The following is a 20,542-nucleotide window of genomic DNA, read 5'->3' as shown; positions in this document are numbered from 1 at the left end:
TGGTGGTGGTGGGGCGGTGGCGTGATCGGCTCGGGGCTCGGGGACTCGGTATGGGGTGGGGCCGGGTCAGGCGGGTGCCGTCACCGGGGCGCGGTCGCGGGCGCGGTCCAGGGGCGCGAGCGTGGCGTCGAGGACCGCGGCCCAGGTGTGGTGCGCCTCCATCCGCTCGCGGGCGGCCCGTCCGAGCCGCCGGGCCCGCTCCGGGTCGGCGGCCAGGGCGTCGATGGCGCGGGCGAGCGCGACCGGGTTCGACGGCGGGACGAGCACCCCGGTCCGGCCGTCCTCGACGACCTGGGGCAGCTGGCCGATGCGGGAGGCGACGACGGGCAGGGCCGCGGCACCGTACTCGTAGACCTTGAGGGGCGAGAAGTAGTGGTCCTGGCTGGCGGGGTAGGGGGCGACGGCGATCGACGCACCCTGCAGTGCGGCGGGGATGTCCTGCGGCGCAACGGCTCCGACCATCTCGACGTCGAGGCCGTGGCGGGCGGCCTGCTGCTCGACGTCGGTGCGCACCGGGCCGTCGCCGACCAGCCGCAGCCGCCACGGCACCTGCGCCAGGGCGGCTGCCTCGACGAGGTCCTCGACGCCGTGCCAGGGCTTGAGGGTGCCGACGAAGACGACGACCGGAGGACCGTCCAGGTCCGGCTCGACGGGCCGGACACGGTCGGTGTTGACCCCGTTGGGCACGACGACGACGGTCGGGCAGCCGTGCGGCACACCGGCCTCGGCCGCCGCGGCCCGCACCCAGCCGGCGACCGGCTCAGAGACGCAGGCGACGACGTCGGCCGCGCGGAGCTGGTCGGCGAGCGCGGCCCGGGCGGCGTCCTCGTCGACGAGCACCCGGTGCGTGCGCTGCTCGTCGACGAGGGGGGCGTTGACCTCCAGGACGGTGTCGCACGCCAGTCGCGACCGGACGTGCTGGAGCACGCCCGAGAAGAGGGAGTAGCGCTCGTGGACGACGTCAGGCCCGCTCGCCAGCACCAGGGTGGCGAGCTCGGCGGCGGCCTGCTGCTGGGCCACCTCGCGGACGGCCGGGTCCATGCCCCGCCCGCCGACCGTCACGACGTGGACGGGGACGTCGGCCAGGTCGGGCGGGACGTCGTCACCGTGGCGCACGGCGAAGATCTCGACGTCGGCGCCGCGGGCCCGCCAGGCCCGGACCACCTCCTGGATGTGCACGCTGGCGCCCTTGGTCCCGAAGACCGGGATGCCGGGGTCGGCGCAGACGTACGCCACGCGGGTCGCTCCCCCGGTCATCGCACGGCCTCCAGCTCCGGTGACCGGTCGACCACCGGCGCGCCCTCCAGCTCGGCCAGCCGCCGGCTCTGCACCGCGGCGTCGAAGTCGCGCTCGACCGCGGCCCGGGCCGCCCGCGCCACCTCGACCCGCGGCCACGCCGGGTCGGCCACCTCGCGCAGCGCGTCCGCGAGCCGCTCGGCCAGGTCGGTCGGGTCCTGGGACAGCAGGATCCCGGTGCCCGGGTGGACCGCCTCCGGGATGCCGGTCACGTCCGTCGCGATGCACGGCACCCCGCTGGCCATCGCCTCCAGGAGCACGGTCGGCAGGCCGTCGGCGTTGCCGTCGGCCCCGACCACGCACGGCGCGACCAGCACGTCCGCCCACGCCAGCTCCTCGATGAGCTCGGCCTGGCTGCGCGGGCCGAGCAGCTCGACCGACCCGGACAGCCCCAACCGGGACACCTGCTCCGCCAGGGGGTCGGCCAGGTCGCCGTCGCCCACGATCCGGGCGTGCAGCGCCATACCCTGCTCGTGCAGCAGACCCGCGGCCCGGACGAGGTGCGCGAAACCCTTCTTCTCGACCAGGCGCCCGACGGCGAGCACCCGCAGCGGCGTGCGCGGCGCGGCCGGGGCGCGGTAGGGGAAGCGGTCCAGCTCGAGGCCGTTGCGGACGAGGCGCACGGAGCCGTCGAGGCCGGGGTCGACCTCGGAGAGGAGGAAGCGGCGGTTGAAGTCGCTGATGGCGACGACGTGCTGCGCGCGCCCGAGGACCTCGCGCAGGAGCACGGGGTCGACGTCCTCGTGGAAGAGGTCCTTGGCGTGGGTCGTCACCGTGTAGGGGATGCCGGTGAGGGCCGAGGCGACGGCGGCGCAGCGGGCGGCGAGGTTGGCGAAGTGGACGTGCACGTGGGTGATGCCGTCCCGCCGCAGCCGCAGCGCGAGGTCGACGGCCTGGGCGACGTCACCGGGGTCGAGGCGCGCGAGGACCGGCATCAGCGCACCGAGGCGGGCGCCGAAGCCGGGCAGCTCCCGCTCGGCCCGGGCGAACAGCTCCCACTCGGTGGTGAGCCGGTGGTGGCGGGGCAGGTGGGTGACGGGGGCGCGGACCTGCGCGAGCTGGGGGTGGAAGCGCGCGTCGGTGGTCGGGCGCAGCGCGTAGACCGCGAGGTCCTCCCCCGCCGCCTCGCGCGCCAGGATCTCGGTCACCACGAAGGTCTCGGAGAAGCGCGGGTAGACCTTGACGACGTAGGCGACCCGGCGCCCGTCGGTCGGCGTGGCGGTGCTCGGGTCGGTCGGGGTCTGGGGCTCAGCCGGCATGGGCCAGCACCTCCTGGGGGGAGCGGTCGCGGGTCGGGTGCAGGGGGCGGACCTCGGGATGCGGTGCCGCCTCGATCAGGTGCGCCGCGGCCCGGGCCACCGAGCTCAGCCCGGCGAGGTCCAGGTGGGCGCGGTCGGTGCGGCGGCCGACGTGGGTCGTGAGCCACTCGCCGATGCGGGCCGACGAGAGGTCGGCGTGGCGCAGGACGTCGGCCGCGCCCTGCTCGGCCAGGCCCTCGGCGCGGATGACCTGCTCGGTGCGCGGCCACTCGCGCGGGACGAGGAGGGCCGGGACGGAGGTGGCGATCGTCTCGGTCGCGGTGTTGTAGCCGGCCATCGAGATCGAGGCGGCCGCGGAACGGATGAGGCCGGCGGCGTCCGGGACGGAGCGGACGACGCGGGTGCGCGGGGTGGCGGCGCGCTCGACGGCCCGGTGGTCGGCGTCGCTCATCTGCGGGCCGGTGACGACGACGTGGCCGTGGCCCGCGGGCACCTGCGCGCGCGCGGCGGCGAGGCAGAGCGCCATACCGTCGCTGCCGCCGCCGGCGGTGGTGAGGACGTAGGGGCGGTCGGGGTCGAGGCCGGCGGGCTCCTCGACGCGCCCGTGCGCGAGGTAGCCCTGGAAGCGGACCATGTCGTGGAGGGCGGCCGGGAGCTCGCCGGTGGCGCGGAGGTCGTGGACGCGCGGGTCGCCGTAGACCCAGATCTCGTCGAAGAGCTCGCGGACCACGGAGACGGGGGCGCGCGACCACTCGCGGGCGACGGCGTGCGGCGCGTCGAGGACGTCGCGCAGGCCGAGGACGACGCGGGCGGCGGGACGGGTGGCGCGGAGGTCGGCGAGCGCCGGGGCCAGCTCGCCGTCGACGCCCAGCGCGTGCCGGTCGACGACGACGAGGTCGGGGGCGAACGCGCCGAGGGTGGCGCGGACGATCTCGCTGCGCAGGGCGGTGACGGCGCTCAGCCCGATGTCGAGGCGGCCGGCGCCGTAGGCCGTGCCCGTCTTGGTGACGGCGGGGAGGGTGACGACGTCGAAGCCGCGGGGGACGGAGGCGGTGTGGGCGCCGCCGACGCCGTTGACGAGGAGGCCGGTGACGTCCTGGCCGGTGACGACGGGGAGCCGCTGGGCGAGGGAGTGGGCGAGGACGCGGTTGCGCCGGAAGTGCCCGAGGCCCTGGGAGTCGTGCGAGTAGAAGACCACCCGCAGCGACTCCTGCACCGGTGTGCGTGCCATGTCCGTCCTCCTCGTCCGTCACCGGGTGGCGACGTGAACTGCGAGTGAACATGACGGGGATGAGCCGGTGATGATGGCGGGATGAGATGGCTCTCATCTGCGGCTTTCCCGACCGGACGCGTGGTGGCGTCAGGCCTCGAAGCGGTAGCCGATGCCCCGGACGGTGGAGATCCGCTCCGCGCCCAGCTTGGCGCGCAGGTAGCGGACGTAGACGTCCACGACGTTGGAGCTGCCGGTCACCTCGTAGCCCCAGACGCGGTCGAGCAGCTGGTCGCGGCTGAGCACCTGCCCGGCGTGCCCCATCAGCTCGCGCGCCAGCATGAACTCGCGCGCGGACAGGTCGACCGGCGTGCCGTCGACCGTCGCGCTGTGGGCGGCGAGGTCGAGGGTGACGCCCCCGGCGGTGACGCTGGTGAGCTCGTGGGCGGGGGAGGCGGTCGAGCGCTGGCGCAGCCGCGCGCGGACCCGGGCGAGCAGCTCCTCGACGCGGAACGGCTTGGCCAGGTAGTCGTCCGCCCCCTCCTCCAGCCCCGACACCGTGTCCTCGACGGAGTCGCGGGCGGTGCACATGATGATCGGCACCGGGTCCTTCATCGTCCGCAGCATCCGCAGCACGGTGAAGCCGTCCATCCGCGGGAGCCCGACGTCGAGCACGACGAGGTCGACGTCGCCGTCGGTGACGGCCGCGAGCGCGGCCAGCCCGTCGCCGACCACGGTCGTGCGGTACCCCTCGGAGCGCAGACCCCGCTGGATGACCCGCGCGATCCCCTCCTCGTCCTCCGCGATCAGGATGTGGGGCATGCGCGCAAGGCTATCCGTCCGCCCCGGACGGACGCGGGGGGTGGCGGTCCCGAGCCCGACCGGACGCGCCGTGCCGGGTCACGCCTTGCGCGCCCGGACCCGCTCGAGCATCCCGAGGGTGCGGCGCTCGGTCTCCTCGACCGTGACCCCGAACCCCTCGAGGGTATGCAGTGGCCGGCGGGTGAAGTGCTCGTTCTGCAGGGGCACCGTCCCCAGCTCGACGACGTGCTGCAGGGCGCGGACCGGCCAGACGGTCGACCCGACGTGGTCGACGAGCAGCAGCTGACCGTCGGGGCGCAGGACGCGGAGCGCCTCGCGCAGGGTGGCCTCGACGTCCGGCACGCAGCAGAGGGCGAGCGTGCTGACCACCGTGTCGAACGACTCGTCCTCGAACGGCAGCTCGTCGGCGTCGGCCGTGATGAGCCGGACCTCGCGCCCGAGGTCGGCAGCCCGCTGCCCCGCGACCTCGACCATCGCCGGGCTCCAGTCCAGACCGGTGAGCCGGACGTCGGGGCCGTAGTAGGGCAGGTTCGCGCCCGTCCCGATCGCGACCTCGAGGGTGTCGCCGTGGGCGAGCCGCCCCAGCCACTCCCGGTGCGCTGCCAGCCCGCGCCGCTCGAGCCACGCGGTGTGGCGGTCGTAGCTGGGGGCCACCGAGTTCCAGTGCTCGACCAGCCGGGCGCGCGAGGGGCTCATGCGCCTCAGCGTAGGGGGCGCGCCGGGTGACCAGCTGTGCGGTCCAGGCCCGGCCTGGCCGATTCCACACGCGCGTCCAAAGGGGCTATGGTCGCCCGATGCGTCCGCAGCTCCTCATGCACGTGGGCGGCGTCTGTCTCGTCGCCTGCATCCTCGGTTTCGCCCTCAGCGCCACCCTCCTCGCCACCTCCGAGCCCACCCTCTGGGACCCGTTCCTCACCGCCGCGGCCTACATGCTGGGCGTGGTCGGCGCGGGGCTCCTGACGATCGGTATGGCGTTCCGCGGCATCGACGTGCCCGCGCCGGTCCGCCAGGACTGACCGGGCCGCCCCACCTCACCCGGGCAGGAACAGCCAGAAGGTCGACCCCTCCCCCTCGACGGAGTCGACGCCCACCGCACCCCCGTGGCTCTGGGCGATGACCCGCACGATCGGCAGCCCCAGGCCCGACCCCTCGACCTGACCGGCGTTGTCGGCGCGCACGAACCGGTCGAAGACCCGGTCCAGCTGGTCGGCCGGGATGCCGATGCCCTCGTCGCGCACGCTGAGCGCCAGGTAGCGCGGGGCCGCACGCGCCCCCGCGGCCACCGCGCGCCGCCCCGGCTCGCTGTCGGGGTCGGCCCAGGCGGTGCTCACCTCGACCGCGCTGCCGGGCTCGCTGAACCGCACCGCGTTGGCGGCGAGCTGGGCCAGCGCCTGCAGGACGCGCTGGCGGTCCAGCTCGGCCACGCCCTCGGCCTCGGGCCGCAGCCGCCACGCGCGGTCGCCCAGCACCGTGACGCGGTCCATCGCCTCCATCGCCAGCTCGACGACGTCGGTCGGGGCCGGGCGCAGGAAGTCCGGACGCTGCGAGCGCGCCAGCATGAGCAGGTCGTCGACGAGCCGCTGCATCCGGTCCACCTCGTCGAGGATGAGCGTGCGGGTCGACTCGACGTCCTCCGGGTCGTCGGCGCGCACCAGCTCGGCGTTGCCGCGGACGATGGTCAGGGGCGTGCGCAGCTCGTGCGCGGCGTCGTCGAGGAACTGGCGCTGCTCGAGCACGCCCGCCTCGATCCGGTCCAGCATGCTGTTGAAGCGCACCGCGAGCTCGGCCACGTCGGTGTCCGCGCCCTCCACGTCGACCCGGCGGGACAGCTCGTCGCTGCTGATCGCCGCCGTGGCGGCCCGCAGCTCGGTCAGCGGACGCAGCAGCCGCCCGAGGAGCACGTGGGACAACGACGCGACGGCGAGCAGCACCAGCAGGGACAGCACCACATACGTCAGCGCCCGGTTGCTGATCGCCGTCCGCTGGCTGCCGACGTCGATGGCGACGACGAACTGGGCCTCGCGGGTCTCCCCCGGCAGCCGGACGTCGGCGACGAGCACGCGCAGCGCGGTGCCCCCGGTCCGGACCTCCGTGGCCCGCGCGCGCCCCTCGGGCACCTCGAGCGCGGCCACCGCCTCGACGAAGTCGGGGCTGGTGACGTCGAACGGCCGGTCGCCTCCGGAGAACAGCACCGGCGTCCCGTCGACGACCGCCATCAGCGCCTCGTCGTCGTTGGCCACGGCCGTGCTGAGGAAGTCGAAGAAGAGGTCGCGCACGTCCCGGTAGGGCTGACCGTCGTTCTCCGGGCCCGACTGCGCGAGCAGCCGCAGCTCGGACACCTCCTGCTCCAGCTCGGCGTCGACCCGCTCGTTCAGCGCCCGGATCTGGAGGCCGAAGCTGATCACGCCCGTCGCCGTCAGCCCCATCGTCAGCACCAGCACGATGAGCAGGAGCAGCCGCTGCCGCACCGACCAGGGGCGCCTGCCGGAGCCCTCCGCGGGGGTCGTCACGCAAGCCCGCCGTGCGCCAGCAGCGCGAACGACACCAGCCAGTGCGTGGCCATGAAGTCGCCCTCGGTGATCTCCCGCAGCACCGCCGCCTCCTGCTCGACGGCCGCCGCGCGCAGGCGCTCCGCACGGACCTCGTCCAGGTGTGGCGTGAGCTCCCGGAGCTGCCACGCGCGGGAGAGGGCGAGGCCAAGGAGGTGGGCGTACTGGCCGTCGGTCGGGTCGAGGACGACCGGCACCTCGAGCAGGTGGCGGTGGGGGTCGTGGTCGCCGGCGAGCCCCAGCCCCGGCAGGAACGCCTCGAGCCACGGCCGGACCCGGTCCTGCGGCAGCACCCGGGTCATCAGCCCGGCCTCCGTCAGCGCGGGCGACAGGAAGTCGGTGCCGCCCGGCTCCCAGCCGGTCGGCGCTCCCCGGTCGTCACCGAACCAGTCCAGCGACCGCCCCCAGCACGCCTCCACGACGTCGTCGCGACCCAGCCGCTCGAACGCGTCGAGCAGCAGCCACAGCGCGAACGCGTCGTTCTGGTGCTTGCCGTGCCGCACCGGGTAGGGCTGGCGCGGCAGCCACCCCAGCACGAGGTCGCCGACGATCTCGGCCAGCGGCCCGGTCGCCGCCGCCCAGCCTGCGACCTCGGCGTCGTCCTCACCGGCCTCGGCCAGCGCGGCGCACAGCTGCGCGGCCCACGCCCAGCCGTACGGTCGCTCGAACCCCGGCCGCTCCCGCAGGTAGTCCACCTCGGCCGCCACGTGCTCCGGCCGCAGCCGCTCCCCCAGCAGCCCCCGCACGGCGCGCGCCTCCTCCTTCCCCAGCGCGTCGCCATACCGGGAGAGGAGGGTGAGGAGCGACCACTGCATGTGCACGCAGGAGTGCCAGTCGAGGGACCCGTGGAAGGCGGGGTGCAGGACCTCCGGCACCAGGTGCGCGTCGTCGGGCCCGGTGACGGTGTGCCCCGGCACCCACGGGTATGCCGTGCCGATCACCTCACGCGCGATCCGGCTCCACGCCTGCGCGTCGGCGGGCGCGGACGGGGGGTCGGGACGGACGTCGGGCGTCATGGCCCCATCCTCCCCGACCGGGCGCGTCGCGTGCTCGCACCGGACGCGCACTGTTGGCCGACCGGACGCGCGCTGTTGGCCCACATTCATCCTTTGGGATGTTTCACAGCCGCGTCGCGGCGGCGACCATAGGCCATGCCCACCACAACACTGCTCGAGGCCGGCATGAACGGCGACGTCCACGCCTGGGTCGAAGGCCTGGCCCTCCTCGACGGCACGACCCTCAGCCACGAGGAGCGGCAGCGTCTGCGCACCGTCGGCGGACCGCCCCCGCTGGCGCTCGAGCAGGTGCTCTGGCGTCTCAGCTCCCCGTCGCGCCCACCAGGTCACCTGGCACGGCTGCGGCGGCTCGGCGACGACTACGTGCGGGGGGTAGACGGCGACGAAGGTGCGCTGCGCTGGCTCGAGGCGGCGCTGGGCCACCGTTCCGGCTCGCTCAGCCGCTGCGACCTGCTCGGCCCCGAGGGTCTGCCGCTGGGGCTCCCGGCGTTCGACGAGGGGGTGGAGGAGGGCCGGCTCGACGAGGACTGGCTCGACGAGGTCGACGTCGCCAGCCTCGCCGAGGTGTGCCGCTTCCCCGCCGAGCCCGAGCCCGTCTGGGCCCAGCTGAGGGCCGCCGGGACGGCCCCGGTCCACGGCTGACCCGCCACGCCGCGCGTCCGGTCGGGCGACGTCACTACACTCCGGACCCATGGCCAGGGACGAGGACCACTACTACATCGCGCTCGGTGACGGACGCTACGAGCCGACGCTGCACGCCCAGGGTGCGTGGTCCGAGCAGGAGCAGCACATGGCGGTGGTCACCGGGCTCATGGTGCACGGCCTCGAGCGCCACGACCCGCGGCCCGAGCTGCAGTGGGCGCGGATGAGCTTCGACATCCTGGGCATGATCCACTTCTCCGAGACCACGATCCGGACCCGGACGGTGCGGCCCGGCAAGACCATCGAGCTGGTCGAGGCGGTCGCGAGCGCGGGCGGGCGTGACGTCGTCCGGGCCAGCGCCTGGCGGCTCGTGCGGACCGACACCAGCGTCGTCGCCCGGGCCGAGGCGCCGCTGCTGCCGGACCCGCAGTCCGTCCCCCCGTGGACCGGCATGGACCACTGGGACGGGCACTTCCTGCGGACCCTCGAGTTCCGGGCGGTCGAGGGACTTCGGCCCGGCCGCGGGAAGGTCTGGGTGCACACCGAGCACCAGCTGGTCGCCGGCGAGGACACCACCCACCTCGCCCGCTGGTGCGGGATGCTCGACGTGGCCAACGGGATCGTCCACCGGCAGAGCCCGACCGAGTGGCTCTTCCCCAACGTCGACCTCACCCTGCACCTGCACCGCCAGCCCGAGGGCGGCTGGGTCGGCCTCGACACCCAGGTGTCGTGGGGACCGAGCGGCATCGGCCAGTCGTCGTCCGCCGTGCACGACGTGCGCGGGCCGGTCGGGACGGTCGAGCAGTCGCTCACGGTGCGTCCCCGAGGCTGACGGACCGACCGATCCCCACCCCTCCGGTGGACGCCCCCTGGCCGGCTCACGCGCCTCACCCCATAGTGTGATGTAGATCACATGAGATTCCTGCAACGTTCTGCCCGGCCCAGACGTCTACAGAGTGCTGGGACGGGACACCCGGCACACGCGTCGCGGAGGGCCTTTTCGGGGGGGGGGGGGGGGGGGAAAGAGGGGGGGGGGGGCGCGGGGGGGGGGGACCGCCCCCCCACCTCCTGCCACAAGGCTCGGCCTAGACTCGTCGGACCGACAGGAGAAGACGATGACCCCCACGAGGCATGCCGTTCTCGTTGCCGCGCTCGTGCTGCCGCTCGGCGCCTGCGGCAACGTCGAGCGCCCCGCAGACGCGACAGCGACCACCCCCGCCGCCACCTCCCCCGCGACGTCCGACCCCGCCGCCACCACCGAGCCAGCCCCCCCGGAGGACGACATGCAGACCAGCCGACCCGGAGCGATCCCCGTCCCCGGAGGCGACTCCGCACTGCCCACCGGCCCCGTGCCTGCGTCGGTCGTGCAGCGTCCTGAGGTCCAGGCCGCCATCGCGGACCTGGCGCAGCGCCGCAGCGTGGAGGTCGAGGACGTCACGGTCGCCGGCTGGGCCGAGGTGACGTGGAGCGACGGCAGCCTCGGCTGCCCGCAGCCCGGCATGATGTACACCCAGGCCCTCGTCCCCGGCGAGCAGCTCGTCCTCGGCATCGACGACGAGCTCTTCAGCTACCACGCCGCAACGGGCAAGCCGTTCAGCTACTGCGCGAGCCCGATGCCGCCGTCACAGAGTGGGCCCGCGACCAGCTGACGGCCGCCCGACGCCCGCCCACCGCGTCCGCAGTACCCCACCCTTTTGGACCATTGTGCGCCACGCCCCACCGACCTAGAGTCAGACCGGCCCCGTCTCACCCCCCTGAGGCGGGGCTGCCAACGTCCGTGGAGGGGCGGGCGAAGTGCTTCGCGGCCCGTCACGTCGAGGACTCGGGTGCCTCCGCAAAGATGCCGTCGACGGACGCCCGGGTGCGATGAGAAGGACGGTCCAGGTAGCGGGTGAGCACGTGGAGCAGGGCCGCCGGGATCAGGCTGAAGCCCGTGACGAAGATGGCGACCCCGATCTCCGTGTAGAAGGGCATTTCGTCGTCACTCAAGGTGAAACCGGCCAGGAGAGCTCCGCTGAGCAGCGCATACGCCAGGGCGGCGAGGTAGAGGATGCGGCTGATCTTCGCCCACGGTCGTCGGACGCCGAGCAGGAGCACCGACCGGACGTACGCCTCCCGCGACCGCCGCGCCGGTCGCTGCTCAGCCGTCGCTCTCGTCTGCGCTGCCACGGAGTCGTAGATCTCGTCGAGGTCGTGCCGCGCTCGGTCCAGCAACGGTTCACGGTCCTGGTCCGGGACCTTCAGTGTGTCGTAGGCCACCACCCAGTCGGAGATAAAGGCCACCTGACGTCGGCCCTGCTCGATGATCTCGTCACGACGGTGCTCCCACCGCCGGCGGGTCCTCCACTCCTTGAGGAGCAGCCCCACCCCCGCGAGAAGGGCCGTGAGCAGCGGGCCGACGACGGCGATGACCACGTCGGGATCGAAACGGTCCATGAGCACACCTCCGTTGGGTGCGGCTGCGCAGCGGCAGTCTCCGCGTAGTCAGCGATCGTCCCACGCAGGCGCGCAGCACGCCATCACCAGGCTGCTCTCCCGTTTTCGGCCGCCCCCGAGACAGGCAGCGGCAGCGGCGCCATCCCCCTGGCGTCCGGCGACAGACGCACGCGGTGCCCGGTGTCGACCGAGGAATCGTCGGCGAGGGCCGCGCAGTCGCCGACCCCCTCGACCGCGACAGTGAGGTGGACAGCGTCCGAGACGATCACGGCTCTCGTGACCGTTCCCGCGAGCGGACCGTCGTCGGCGACCTGGAGCGCGCTCGGGCGCATCGCCACGACGCGCGCCCCACGTGCGCCCGGATGGACACCACCACGCGTCCGGTCCGGAAGGGGGGCGTCGCCCAGAAGGGGTCGCCCGGGGAGGGCCTCCAGCACCCGCTCGGCCGCCGCCCCCTCCAGGAACGTCTCGTAGCCGATGAACTCCGCCACCTCCCGCGAGACCGGCGAGTGCCAGACCTCCGACGTCGTCCCCTCCTGGACAACGCGACCGTCGAGCATCACCGCCATCCGGTCCGCCACCGTGAAGGCCTCGTCGTGATCGTGCGTCACCAGGACCGCCGTCGTCCCCGTCGACACCAGGATCTCCCGCAGGTCCCCCGCCAGGCGGTCCCGCAGCGACCGGTCCAGCGCCGACAGCGGCTCGTCCAGCAGCAGCAGCCCCGGGTCCGCGGCCAGCGACCGCGCCAGCGCCACCCGCTGCTGCTCACCGCCCGACAGCGTCGCAGGCCGCCTCGCCTCGTAACCCGGCAGCCCGACCAACGACAGCAGCTCTCGCACCCGCGCCGCCCGCGCCCCCCGCCCGACCCCCCGCAGGCGCAGCGCGTAGCCGATGTTGTCCCCCACCGAAGCGTGCGCGAACAGCTGCCCGTCCTGGAACATCAGCGCGAACCCGCGTGCGTGCGTCGGCACCCCCGCGAGATCGCGACCCCGCCACGTCACCGACCCGCCGGCCAACGGCTCGAGCCCGGCCACCGCCCGCAGCAGCGTCGACTTCCCGCACCCCGACGGCCCGAGCACCGCCAGCACGGACCCGTCCTCCACCTCCAGCGACACCCCCCGCACCGCCGCCACCGCACCGAACCGCACCGTCACCTCAGCAAGCTCAAGCACGACGAATCTCCTCAGAACGTCCCGACCGACCCGACGCGCAGCCGCTCGACCACGCCCATCACCACCACCGTCAGCACAGCCAGCACGACCGAGGCCGCCAGCGCCATCCCCAGGTGCTCGGCCCCCGGCCGCGAGATCAGCTGGTAGATCACCACCGGCACCGTCGGCCGGTCCGGCCGGGCCAGGAACGACGTCGCCCCGAACTCCCCCAGCGACACCGCGAACGCGAACCCCGTCGCCGCCAGCAGCGGCCGCGCCAGCACCGGCGCCTCGGTCGTCCACGCCGCCCGCCACGGCCCCGCCCCGAGCGCCGCAGCCGCCTCCCGCTGCCGCGGGTCCACCGACCGCAGCACCGGCGCCAGCGTCCGCACCACCAGCGGCAGCGCCACCATCGCCTGCGCGATCGGCACGAGCACCGGCGAGGTCCGCAGGTCCAGCGGCGGCCGGTCCAGGGTGATGAGGAACCCGAACCCCACGGTCACCGCCGAGATCCCCAGCGGCAGCATGAACGCCCCGTCCACGACCGACACCGCCCGCCGCGACCGCGCACCGCGCGGCCGCCGTGACACCACCAGCGCCACGACCACTCCCAGCACCATCGCCAGGACCGTCGCGTCGACCGCGGTGCGCAGCGAGTTCTCGACCGCCTCGCCCACGCTCACGCGAAGCGCCGGCGTCGCCTCCGGGTCGCCCAGCGCGCGGTAGTTCGCCAGCGTCCACGCCCCGCCCCGCCGCAGCGACCGCACGACCAGCGTCCCCACGGGCAGCAGCACCAGCCCCACCACCACCCCCACGACGACCAGCGCGGGTATGTCGCCGCGCCGGGGCCTCCGCGCCGCCGCCCGGGCCCCCACCCGGGTCAGGGACTGCTCGCGGCCCGCGCGCGTGCGCGCCGCCACCGTCAGCATCGCCACCACGGCCACCAGCTGCAGCACCGAGAGCACCGCCGCGCCCTGCAGGTCCAGGAACTGGGTGGTCAGCAGGTAGATCTCGGTCTCGACCGTCCCGTAGCGCAGCCCGCCCAGCGTCAGCACCACCCCGAACGCCGTGGAGCAGAAGAGGAACACCAGCGTCGCCGCGGACACGACAGCAGGCGCGAGCGCGGGGAGGGTGACGGTGCGCCATACCTGCCAGGGGGTGGCGCCCAGGGTCGCGGCGGACTCCTCGGCCCGCCGGTCCAGCCCCTCCCACATCCCGCCGACGGTGCGCACGACGACCGCCAGGTTGAAGAAGACGAACGCGAGCAGGATCGGCACCCACGTGCCGCCCAGGCCCAGGAAGCCCAGCGGCCCGCCCGAGGAGAGCAGCGACCGGAACATCACCCCCACCACGACGGTCGGCAGCACGAACGGCATCACCACCAGCGCCCGCAGCACGCCGCGCCCTTGGAAGCGCAACCGGTAGAGCGCGAACGCCACCGGCAGCCCCAGCACCAGCGTCAGCACCGTCCCCGCAGCCGAGCTCCACAGCGTGAACCACAGCACCCGCAGCGTCCGCGAGCGCCCGAGCACCTCGGGCACGCCGGAGAGGTCGAGGGCACCGTCGGGCCAGAACCCGCGCGCCAGCATCCCGCCGACCGGGAGCACGAAGAACACCGCGAGGAAGGCCAGCGGGACCAGGGCGAGCGCGCCCAGCGCGAACCCCGGCGAGCGGGTGGGCGTGCGTGTCATCTCGACTTCCTTCGCCGGTGCGAGCCGGAGCAGGTTCGGAGGGTCTGCGGGCGATCCGCACTCTCAGCGCCGAGGCGCTCCCCTGTCGTTACGGGCACGAGCCTACGCCCGGACGGCGAGACGCCTTTGCCGGCCGTGCTGGCGGGGGCGTCGGCAACGCTCGTGGACGCTCGGCCTGGGATGCTCAGCCCGTTGGCGTACGGGTCCCGCAGACGGCAGCGCCTGCGATCCGTCACTGGCCTGCAGCTACGTGGTCGCGTTCGGGTGTCGGGTGTGCACGTCGATGAGGTGGACCCCCCTCAGCTGGTGGTTGCTCGGGGTCGAATCGAGTGGGTGGCGAGTGAGGAAGTCCCACGCGTCCACGACCGAGCTGCGCTGGGTGGCCAGCACATCACGCCACCCGGCCTGGGCCTCGCGAGTGGCGAAGACGATCGTGTACTCCGCCTTCTTGAGGGGGCGAGGGACTGCCTTGTCGCTTCTGCTCATCGGCGCGGGTCGTCAACCGGCTCAGCCGAGTCCAACCACTCCAGCTCGTCATCGGGGGTGTAGCCAGCCGCGACCGCCTCCGCGGTGGCCTCCCACGAGTGCAAAGTGAGAAGCAGCCGATCAAAGCGAGAGACGGAAGCGCAAGCACGTGCGACGTCGACGACTTCGACGGCGAACGCCTCCTGATCCGTGGGGGAAAGCAGTACCAGCCAGGGGAACGGTTGGCGCAGGCGCTCGACAAAGGGGCGATCGTCCGGAGCCAGGGAGGCCGCTACCAGTGCGGCCGCGAGCTCGAGACCCTTGCGGTCATCGTCCAGCTGGCTGGCCTTGGTCAGGACCAACGAGTCGCCGTCGCGCCGCGTGATGAGCACTGGCCCCTGATCGGCAGCCTCGAAGACCTCGCGGCTGTTCCGGGACAGCTCGGAGGACTGCACGGTGCGGGTGATGGTGACCATGCAGCCACGTTCTGAACTTATTCAGAATTTGTCAACTTGGAGAAGCCGATCCACGCGTGCACAGCACCCCGCACGCCTCGCATGACAGCGCTCGAACCCCGCTCGGTCACCACAGCGACCGGACCGTCGGGGCCATCACTCCTATCACGTCGGGGCCACTGCAATGCCTCCCAGGCCCCACTCGAGTGGCCGCAGCGTGGTAGCAGTGGGACGCCCCACCACGACGGGCGGCAGCACGACCGGCAGCACGAGCCAGCGGGACCAGGGCCACCAGGCCGAGCGCGAGCCTCTCCGCACTGTCAGCGCCGAGGCGCTCCCCTGTCGTTACGGGCACGAGCCCACGCGCTCGAGACCCGGGGACGACATCGCTTCGCTACTCCTCAAGTCCGAGGCGAGAGCCGTCGGCGTAGGCGACGAGCAGGTCTTGGCTGTCCGATCCACCCATGTGCTTCGCCAAGGCCGTCCTTGGGATTGTCGCGATGACGATCGCGCCACGCGAGGACCTTCAGCGCCGTCTGGGCAGGAAGTGAGGCAACCTCCAATCGCAGTCCCCCGCCCAGCAGCACGTGGATCGACGTCTGGGCAGCCTCGCCCAGCCCGTTGACATCGAGCTGGTGTCCGTCGTTCAGGAGCACCGTCCTGTCCGTCTCGATGTCTCCATAGGGGACGACGTCGACGTCTGTCCCCAGGACAAGGAACTTGTGCTCGCTGCCCCTGACCCGGTCCAGTCCATGCGTGAAAGCTTCAAAGCCTGGACGGTCCACCGCGATGGCCACGTCGACGTCGAGAGTCGCCCGCCGCGACCGGGCCGCAGTGGGTGCGTGGACGACCAGGTCGCGTGCGGCGGCGCCGATGACGAGCATGCGGACACCGTGTGCTCGAGCGCGTTCGTCGATCTCGCGCAGCACCTCCACAGGCACCCGCAGGTTCGGCACTCCCGAGAGATCAAGAGTCGACACCACGAGCCAGCTCCCGTGCCAGCGCGGTCAGTCGGGGGTCAGCCTCTGACAGCAGGTCGGCACGGATCAACAGGTCCGGCACGACCTGCGACTCAACGCCAAGGAGGTTCTTGCTCCAGAAGGTGCTGCGGATCTCCAGCCAGCCCACAGGATCCGCCCTGAGGCGTCCCTGCACGATCACCTCGTTGCGAACCGGCGAGGAGCAGTAGATCAGCCCGGTCTCGGGTCGGATCGACAGGCCCCGCGCTGCCGCTGCCACCTCCGAGCCGAGGTAGGCGCCGTGCGGGAGCTTCGCTTGGAGGACGTCGTGCGGCCGCTTCCACCGGTCGGACGTGAACCTTTGTGGCGTCGCCAGGGCGTCCCTGTGCACCAGGAACGCCTCCGTCCACCGGTCTCGCAGCGCAGCAGGTCGCCGGACCTCGGCGTCCTCCGAGAGGTAGCCGAGCATTCGCAGTCCCTGCAGGACGCGGTTGGTCGTCCCCAGTGAGCTCTTGGCGGTCGCGGCAAGCTCCCGCTGGGTGCCGGTTCGTCCGCGAACGAGCAGGACAAAGGTGACAGGAAGTCCGGTCCTGCTGAAGGGCGCGGCGATCGGTGGCGCGACGTCCTTCTGCGGTCGGCCTCCCTCTAGACGGATGATCAGCCCTGGGGCCGTCAGGGATGCGTTCCCGCACGCATCGACGAACCCCCAGCCGGCGTCGGTCAGGGCGTGCCGAAGCTTCGATGAGACGTAGTTCGTCACGACCACGCCATCGTCGACGACGGGAAGCATTCCCACCGCTGCGGGCACCAGACCATGCTTGACCACAGCCGGGAAGGTGTGTCCGCCGCCGGACCATCTGACGTCAAGCTTGCCGTCGATCGGGGGCTGGGCCTGCTGGGCCCCGTGCCACGACGCCTGCAGACCTTCGCCGAGCAACGCCTTCACGACCGATGACGTGAGTGCATGTTCCAACTCATTCATCTGTTCAGGATAGTGGAACAAGAGACACAGTGGAACACGGTCAGAGGTGGTCCGTTCACATCGCCCGCACGCTCCACATGACGGCGCTCGAACCCCGCTCGGTCCCCACAGCCACCGGACCGTCGCGGGCCACCACGACGGTCGGCAGCACGAACGGCATCACACCCGCACCTGCGGCGGCCTCGGCCGGGGCCCGCCCGCGCCGGCGGCTGTCGACCGGAAAAGGAGGGTATACGTCAGGTAAAGCCAACCCCAAGGGACTGGCAAGAAACTCTTCTCAAGGTCCGTGGTCTCCGCTACGCTCGCTGAGGGTCAAGGGTCCTGTGGCGACAGAGGAAGTGCACTCATGGGGTTGTGCGTGTTGGGGTGTCCACGCCGAGCAGGAGCGAGCCTGCACGACAACGACGATGATCCGCCGTCTGCGGCGTGGCCGCGTCACGCCCGCCCGCTCCTGCCGACCTGACCGGCCGCTGGGGGGCCGATCATGACGATGTGGACGAGATCTCGATCCGAGGGCCAGCACGCTGGACGCGCAGCGTCCCTGCTGCCCGGACCGGCTCTGGCGGGGGTTCTGCCGCCCACCATGACCGCCACGACCAACGCCGACGTCGCCGCCGTCGCGGTGGCTCCCGCCAGCGCCGCCCACCCCATGGTGGCCTCCAGGGCCAAGCGGCTCATGGACGTGTCCGGCGGTCTCATCCTCCTGGTGGTGCTGGTGGTGACCTTCCCGCTCGTGGCGCTGGCGCTGAAGCTGGACAGCCGGGGACCGGTGTTCCACACGCAGGTGCGGGTGGGACTGAACGGCAACGCCTTCCGCATGTACAAGCTGCGCTCGATGGTCGTGTGCGCGGAGTCTGACGGCGTCCCCCGCTGGACCTACTGCGGCGACCCGCGGGTCACCAGGCTCGGCCGCCTCCTCCGGGCCAGTCACCTGGACGAGATGCCGCAGGCGATCAACATCCTGCGCGGCGACATGTCCATCGTCGGGCCCCGCCCGGAGCGTCCGGAGCTGGTCCACGTGCTCAACGAGCAGTTCACCCACTTCCACCTGCGGCACAGCGTCAAACCCGGCCTGACGGGCCTGGCCCAGGTCCGACACTGCTACACCTCCTCGGTGGCCGACTGGCACCAGAAGCTGTCCTACGACCTGGACTACGTCCGCAGGGCCTCGATCGTCACCGACCTCCGGATCATGCTCGACACCGTCATCGAGGTCGTCCGCTTTCGGGGGATGTGAGTCGGCAAGGTCCCTCCGGTCGGGGGACGGTCCCACTAGGATCAACTCCGCTGCGTCCCTTCCACTGTCAGCCGAGGATCCTGTGGAACTCTCCGACTACGTCCGCACCCTCCGCCGGAGGTGGCGGCTCATCGTGGCCGTCACCCTGTTCGCCTATGCGGTCACGGTCCTTCTCACCGTGCTGGCGCCGCGGGAGTACCGCTCCGAGACCCAGCTCTTCATCTCGACGTCCGGGACGAACAGCCTCTCGGAGCTGGCGCAGGGGGGATCCTTCGCGCAGCGCCAGGTGACCACCTATGCGCTGCTGGTGACCGAGCCGGTGGTCCTCGCCCCGGTCCTGGAGGACCTCGGGCTCGACGAGACACCGGGTGAGCTGGCCTCTCGGGTCAGCGCCCGCGTGGTGCCGGACTCCGTCCTGATCGAGATCGCGGTGCTGGACCGCGTCCCCGCGCAGGCGAGGGACATCGCGGACGCGGTGGGCCTGAACGTCACCGAGGCCGTCCAGGAGCTGGAGCGGGTGGATGCGACCTCCCAGAGCCCGGTCAAGGCCACGGTGGTCCGACCGGCGGCTCTCCCGACACGACCGGACAGTCCGGACCCGCTCTTCAACCTGGCCCTGGCCACGCTCCTCGGACCGCTGGTCGGGCTGGGCGTGGCCCTGCTGCGGGACATCCTGGACACCCGTGTCCGGGTCGAGGCAGACGTCCGGCGCGTCACGAGCCGGCCCACGATCGGTGCGATCCCCTTCGACAAGGACGCCTCGACCCACCCGCTGCTGCCGGAGATCGAAGCCTTCAGTCCACGGGCGGAGTCGTTCAGGGCGCTGCGCACGAACCTGCTCTACGTCAACCCGGACCACCAGCCCAAGTCCCTGCTGGTGACCTCGACCGTGCCCGGGGAGGGCAAGACCACGACCACGGCCAACCTCGCGCTCATCCTCGCCGCGAGCGGCTCGTCGGTCTGTCTGGTCGAGGGCGACCTGCGTCGGCCGAAGCTGCTCGACTACCTGGGGCTCGAGAACGCGGCAGGGCTGACGGACGTGCTGGTGAAGCGGGCCGCTCTCGAGGACGTCCTGCAGCCGGTCATGCCGGGCCTGTCGGCGCTGGGATGCGGTCCGCCACCCCCGAACCCGGCCGAGATGCTCGGCTCGGACGCGATGCGCACCCTCCTGGACGAGCTGGAGTCGCAGTTCGACTACGTGGTGATCGACACCCCCCCGCTGGTGCCCGTGACGGACGCTGCGCTGCTGTCGACCATCACCGACGGGGTGCTGGTCGTCGTGGGTGCCGGCATCGTCAGGCGCGACCAGCTGGACACGGCGCTGCAGTCGCTGGACCGCATCGACGCCACGGTCCTGGGCATCGTCCTCAACCGGCTGCCGGCGAAGGGGCAGGCGGCGTACTACTACTCCAACGACGAGTATGCGGCCCACCGGGGGCAGGGGGCGCGCTCACGGGCCAAGGAGGCACGGAGCCGCGCCAGACGCAACCTGTCCGGCGTCTCCCTTCAGGAGCTCGAGACCGGCCCGGAAGCTGCGGGACGCTCGTAGCCAGGTCGACGCCATCCCCGTCCGCGTGCGACCTGAACCGCCCTCCAGGCGGTGTTGCGCAGGTGCTGGAGCAGCCGTGACCGGCCGAGGTGGCGGGCAAGGTCGAGCCGGCCACGGATCACCACGTCGATGTACGTCCCCGAGCTGGCAGCTCGTCGACTCATCTGCCCCCCGTGGACGCGGTACTCGGTGAGCTCGCGCTGCAGGACGTGCACCTCACCCTGCAGCGCCAGACGGAGCCACAGGTCGTAGTCCTCCATCTGGCGAAGTGACGGGTCGTACCCGCCCGAGGCCTCGTACGCGTCCCGCCGCATCATCACCGACGAGTGGATGACGACGTTGCGGGTGAGCAGCACCGCACGCACGTCCCCGGCCGGGGTCATGCCGAACCGGCCGGTGACCGCACCGCGCTCGTCGATGGTGCGGGCCACCGTGCCGAGGAGCACCACCTCCGGGTGAGCCTGGAGGTGGAGGGCCTGAGCCTGCAGGCGACCGGGCAGGGCGAGGTCGTCCCCGTCGAGCCGCGCCAGGTACCGGCCCTGAGCGACTCGCGCACCCACGGTCAGCGCGTGGCTCAGACCACGGCTGGTCCCTGTCGTGACGCACCTGACGCGCGGATCGGCGGTCCACGGCCGGTCGTGGTCCACGTCGATCTGGTCGTGGACCACGACGAGCTCGAGGTCGACCCCACCCTGGTCCAGGACCGACCGCACGGCCTGATCGAGCCAGTCGTTGAGGACGTTGGTCGCCAGGAGGACGCTCACGGTCGGGGTCGCCACCCCATCAGCGGTCACCGCGTCATGGTCCCACACGCACCGTCCGT

The 20,542-nt window shown here is 72.7% G+C and carries 21 protein-coding genes and 1 riboswitch; of the genes, 6 read left to right on the top strand and 15 right to left on the bottom strand.

The features are described 5' to 3' along the window. Positions 1-66 precede the first annotated feature (66 nt). The 5 genes from ACI3ET_RS13435 to ACI3ET_RS13415 all read right to left on the bottom strand — a co-directional run bounded on the left by ACI3ET_RS13435 (position 67) and on the right by ACI3ET_RS13415 (position 5,283). Complete coding sequence (locus ACI3ET_RS13435; protein WP_405033569.1) at positions 67-1,257, bottom strand: glycosyltransferase family 4 protein; 1,191 nt, start codon at positions 1,255-1,257, stop codon at positions 67-69. After that, positions 1,254-2,555, bottom strand: coding sequence for a glycosyltransferase family 4 protein (locus tag ACI3ET_RS13430; RefSeq protein WP_405033568.1), 1,302 nt, complete (start codon positions 2,553-2,555; stop codon positions 1,254-1,256). The genes ACI3ET_RS13435 and ACI3ET_RS13430 overlap by 4 nt, the downstream gene beginning before the upstream one ends. Next, positions 2,545-3,786 (bottom strand): glycosyltransferase family protein, encoded by a 1,242-nt coding sequence (locus tag ACI3ET_RS13425; RefSeq protein WP_405033567.1) that lies wholly within the window; start codon positions 3,784-3,786, stop codon positions 2,545-2,547. The genes ACI3ET_RS13430 and ACI3ET_RS13425 overlap by 11 nt, the downstream gene beginning before the upstream one ends. Before the next feature lie 129 nt (positions 3,787-3,915). Beyond that, positions 3,916-4,587, bottom strand: a complete 672-nt coding sequence (locus tag ACI3ET_RS13420; RefSeq protein ID WP_405033566.1) for a response regulator transcription factor — start codon at positions 4,585-4,587, stop codon at positions 3,916-3,918. A gap of 78 nt (positions 4,588-4,665) precedes the next feature. Continuing rightward, positions 4,666-5,283 (bottom strand): class I SAM-dependent methyltransferase, encoded by a 618-nt coding sequence (locus tag ACI3ET_RS13415; RefSeq protein WP_405033565.1) that lies wholly within the window; start codon positions 5,281-5,283, stop codon positions 4,666-4,668. A 98-nt stretch (positions 5,284-5,381) separates the two neighbouring features. Here ACI3ET_RS13415 and ACI3ET_RS13410 point away from each other — a divergent pair, with 98 nt between their 5' ends. Next, positions 5,382-5,603 (top strand): hypothetical protein, encoded by a 222-nt coding sequence (locus ACI3ET_RS13410; RefSeq protein WP_405033564.1) that lies wholly within the window; start codon positions 5,382-5,384, stop codon positions 5,601-5,603. 15 nt (positions 5,604-5,618) lie between these two features. Here the strand turns inward: ACI3ET_RS13410 and ACI3ET_RS13405 are convergent, their stop codons facing one another. Both ACI3ET_RS13405 and ACI3ET_RS13400 read right to left on the bottom strand, forming a co-directional pair. Then, the gene (locus ACI3ET_RS13405; protein ID WP_405033563.1) at positions 5,619-7,097 is read right to left on the bottom strand and encodes a sensor histidine kinase; all 1,479 of its coding nucleotides are present in this window, start codon (positions 7,095-7,097) and stop codon (positions 5,619-5,621) included. Further along, positions 7,094-8,152, bottom strand: a complete 1,059-nt coding sequence (locus ACI3ET_RS13400; RefSeq protein ID WP_405033562.1) for a DUF2891 family protein — start codon at positions 8,150-8,152, stop codon at positions 7,094-7,096. Before ACI3ET_RS13400 ends, ACI3ET_RS13405 begins: the two co-directional genes overlap by 4 nt. Positions 8,153-8,287: 135 nt before the next feature. Between ACI3ET_RS13400 and ACI3ET_RS13395 the strand changes: the two genes are divergently transcribed. The 3 genes from ACI3ET_RS13395 to ACI3ET_RS13385 all read left to right on the top strand — a co-directional run bounded on the left by ACI3ET_RS13395 (position 8,288) and on the right by ACI3ET_RS13385 (position 10,443). Then, entirely contained in the window at positions 8,288-8,794 is a 507-nt protein-coding gene (locus tag ACI3ET_RS13395; protein WP_405033561.1) for a hypothetical protein, read from the top strand. Positions 8,795-8,843: 49 nt separating this feature from the next. Further along, the gene (locus ACI3ET_RS13390) at positions 8,844-9,626 is read left to right on the top strand and encodes a thioesterase family protein (RefSeq protein WP_405033560.1); all 783 of its coding nucleotides are present in this window, start codon (positions 8,844-8,846) and stop codon (positions 9,624-9,626) included. Positions 9,627-9,909: 283 nt separating this feature from the next. Beyond that, entirely contained in the window at positions 9,910-10,443 is a 534-nt protein-coding gene (locus ACI3ET_RS13385; RefSeq protein WP_405033559.1) for a hypothetical protein, read from the top strand. A 160-nt stretch (positions 10,444-10,603) separates the two neighbouring features. Here ACI3ET_RS13385 and ACI3ET_RS13380 read toward each other — a convergent pair whose 3' ends face one another. The 7 genes from ACI3ET_RS13380 to ACI3ET_RS13350 form a co-directional block, all read right to left on the bottom strand. Then, complete coding sequence (locus ACI3ET_RS13380; RefSeq protein WP_405033558.1) at positions 10,604-11,230, bottom strand: hypothetical protein; 627 nt, start codon at positions 11,228-11,230, stop codon at positions 10,604-10,606. An 83-nt stretch (positions 11,231-11,313) separates the two neighbouring features. Beyond that, a complete protein-coding gene (locus ACI3ET_RS13375; protein WP_405033557.1) occupies positions 11,314-12,402 on the bottom strand; it encodes an ABC transporter ATP-binding protein in 1,089 nt (362 codons plus the stop codon). An 11-nt stretch (positions 12,403-12,413) separates the two neighbouring features. Beyond that, the gene (locus ACI3ET_RS13370; protein WP_405033556.1) at positions 12,414-14,072 is read right to left on the bottom strand and encodes an ABC transporter permease; all 1,659 of its coding nucleotides are present in this window, start codon (positions 14,070-14,072) and stop codon (positions 12,414-12,416) included. After that, positions 14,062-14,166, bottom strand: a riboswitch (TPP riboswitch). It overlaps the preceding gene by 11 nt. Positions 14,167-14,318: 152 nt before the next feature. Continuing rightward, a complete protein-coding gene (locus ACI3ET_RS13365) occupies positions 14,319-14,558 on the bottom strand; it encodes a protein kinase family protein (protein WP_405033555.1) in 240 nt (79 codons plus the stop codon). Continuing rightward, positions 14,555-15,013: a type II toxin-antitoxin system Phd/YefM family antitoxin gene (locus tag ACI3ET_RS13360; protein ID WP_405033554.1), complete on the bottom strand. Its 459-nt coding sequence runs from the start codon at positions 15,011-15,013 to the stop codon at positions 14,555-14,557. Before ACI3ET_RS13360 ends, ACI3ET_RS13365 begins: the two co-directional genes overlap by 4 nt. 380 nt (positions 15,014-15,393) lie before the next feature. Next, the gene (locus ACI3ET_RS13355) at positions 15,394-15,948 is read right to left on the bottom strand and encodes a hypothetical protein (protein WP_405033553.1); all 555 of its coding nucleotides are present in this window, start codon (positions 15,946-15,948) and stop codon (positions 15,394-15,396) included. A gap of 10 nt (positions 15,949-15,958) precedes the next feature. Then, entirely contained in the window at positions 15,959-16,933 is a 975-nt protein-coding gene (locus ACI3ET_RS13350; protein ID WP_405033552.1) for a type IV toxin-antitoxin system AbiEi family antitoxin, read from the bottom strand. Positions 16,934-17,516: 583 nt separating this feature from the next. Here ACI3ET_RS13350 and ACI3ET_RS13345 point away from each other — a divergent pair. Both ACI3ET_RS13345 and ACI3ET_RS13340 read left to right on the top strand, forming a co-directional pair. Then, positions 17,517-18,170, top strand: coding sequence for a sugar transferase (locus ACI3ET_RS13345; protein ID WP_405033551.1), 654 nt, complete (start codon positions 17,517-17,519; stop codon positions 18,168-18,170). Between the two features lie 82 nt (positions 18,171-18,252). Next, positions 18,253-19,719 (top strand): tyrosine-protein kinase domain-containing protein, encoded by a 1,467-nt coding sequence (locus ACI3ET_RS13340; RefSeq protein WP_405033550.1) that lies wholly within the window; start codon positions 18,253-18,255, stop codon positions 19,717-19,719. Here the strand turns inward: ACI3ET_RS13340 and ACI3ET_RS13335 are convergent. Then, positions 19,677-20,513, bottom strand: coding sequence for a glycosyltransferase (locus tag ACI3ET_RS13335; RefSeq protein WP_405033549.1), 837 nt, complete (start codon positions 20,511-20,513; stop codon positions 19,677-19,679). The two genes, ACI3ET_RS13340 and ACI3ET_RS13335, sit on opposite strands and share 43 nt — an antisense overlap. Between the last annotated feature and the right edge of the window lie 29 nt (positions 20,514-20,542).

This window comes from Ornithinimicrobium jinqii (genome assembly GCF_045032595.1).
In the GTDB taxonomy this organism is placed as follows: Bacteria; Actinomycetota; Actinomycetes; order Actinomycetales; family Dermatophilaceae; genus Ornithinicoccus.
This window is presented reverse-complemented; position numbering and strand designations above follow the sequence as displayed.

What these genes read in the sequence shown, in the direction of transcription:
- ACI3ET_RS13385 (WP_405033559.1), top strand. Translation starts at nt 9,910, where the DNA reads ATGACCCCCACGAGGCATGCCGTTCTCGTTGCCGCGCTCGTGCTGCCG.
- ACI3ET_RS13410 (WP_405033564.1), top strand. Translation starts at nt 5,382, where the DNA reads ATGCGTCCGCAGCTCCTCATGCACGTGGGCGGCGTCTGTCTCGTCGCC.
- ACI3ET_RS13400 (WP_405033562.1), bottom strand. Translation starts at nt 8,152, where the DNA reads ATGACGCCCGACGTCCGTCCCGACCCCCCGTCCGCGCCCGCCGACGCG.
- ACI3ET_RS13430 (WP_405033568.1), bottom strand. Translation starts at nt 2,555, where the DNA reads ATGCCGGCTGAGCCCCAGACCCCGACCGACCCGAGCACCGCCACGCCG.
- ACI3ET_RS13380 (WP_405033558.1), bottom strand. Translation starts at nt 11,230, where the DNA reads ATGGACCGTTTCGATCCCGACGTGGTCATCGCCGTCGTCGGCCCGCTG.
- ACI3ET_RS13365 (WP_405033555.1), bottom strand. Translation starts at nt 14,558, where the DNA reads ATGAGCAGAAGCGACAAGGCAGTCCCTCGCCCCCTCAAGAAGGCGGAG.
- ACI3ET_RS13350 (WP_405033552.1), bottom strand. Translation starts at nt 16,933, where the DNA reads ATGAATGAGTTGGAACATGCACTCACGTCATCGGTCGTGAAGGCGTTG.
- ACI3ET_RS13415 (WP_405033565.1), bottom strand. Translation starts at nt 5,283, where the DNA reads ATGAGCCCCTCGCGCGCCCGGCTGGTCGAGCACTGGAACTCGGTGGCC.
- ACI3ET_RS13345 (WP_405033551.1), top strand. Translation starts at nt 17,517, where the DNA reads ATGACCGCCACGACCAACGCCGACGTCGCCGCCGTCGCGGTGGCTCCC.
- ACI3ET_RS13435 (WP_405033569.1), bottom strand. Translation starts at nt 1,257, where the DNA reads ATGACCGGGGGAGCGACCCGCGTGGCGTACGTCTGCGCCGACCCCGGC.
- ACI3ET_RS13370 (WP_405033556.1), bottom strand. Translation starts at nt 14,072, where the DNA reads ATGACACGCACGCCCACCCGCTCGCCGGGGTTCGCGCTGGGCGCGCTC.
- ACI3ET_RS13360 (WP_405033554.1), bottom strand. Translation starts at nt 15,013, where the DNA reads ATGGTCACCATCACCCGCACCGTGCAGTCCTCCGAGCTGTCCCGGAAC.
- ACI3ET_RS13425 (WP_405033567.1), bottom strand. Translation starts at nt 3,786, where the DNA reads ATGGCACGCACACCGGTGCAGGAGTCGCTGCGGGTGGTCTTCTACTCG.
- ACI3ET_RS13420 (WP_405033566.1), bottom strand. Translation starts at nt 4,587, where the DNA reads ATGCCCCACATCCTGATCGCGGAGGACGAGGAGGGGATCGCGCGGGTC.
- ACI3ET_RS13395 (WP_405033561.1), top strand. Translation starts at nt 8,288, where the DNA reads ATGCCCACCACAACACTGCTCGAGGCCGGCATGAACGGCGACGTCCAC.
- ACI3ET_RS13390 (WP_405033560.1), top strand. Translation starts at nt 8,844, where the DNA reads ATGGCCAGGGACGAGGACCACTACTACATCGCGCTCGGTGACGGACGC.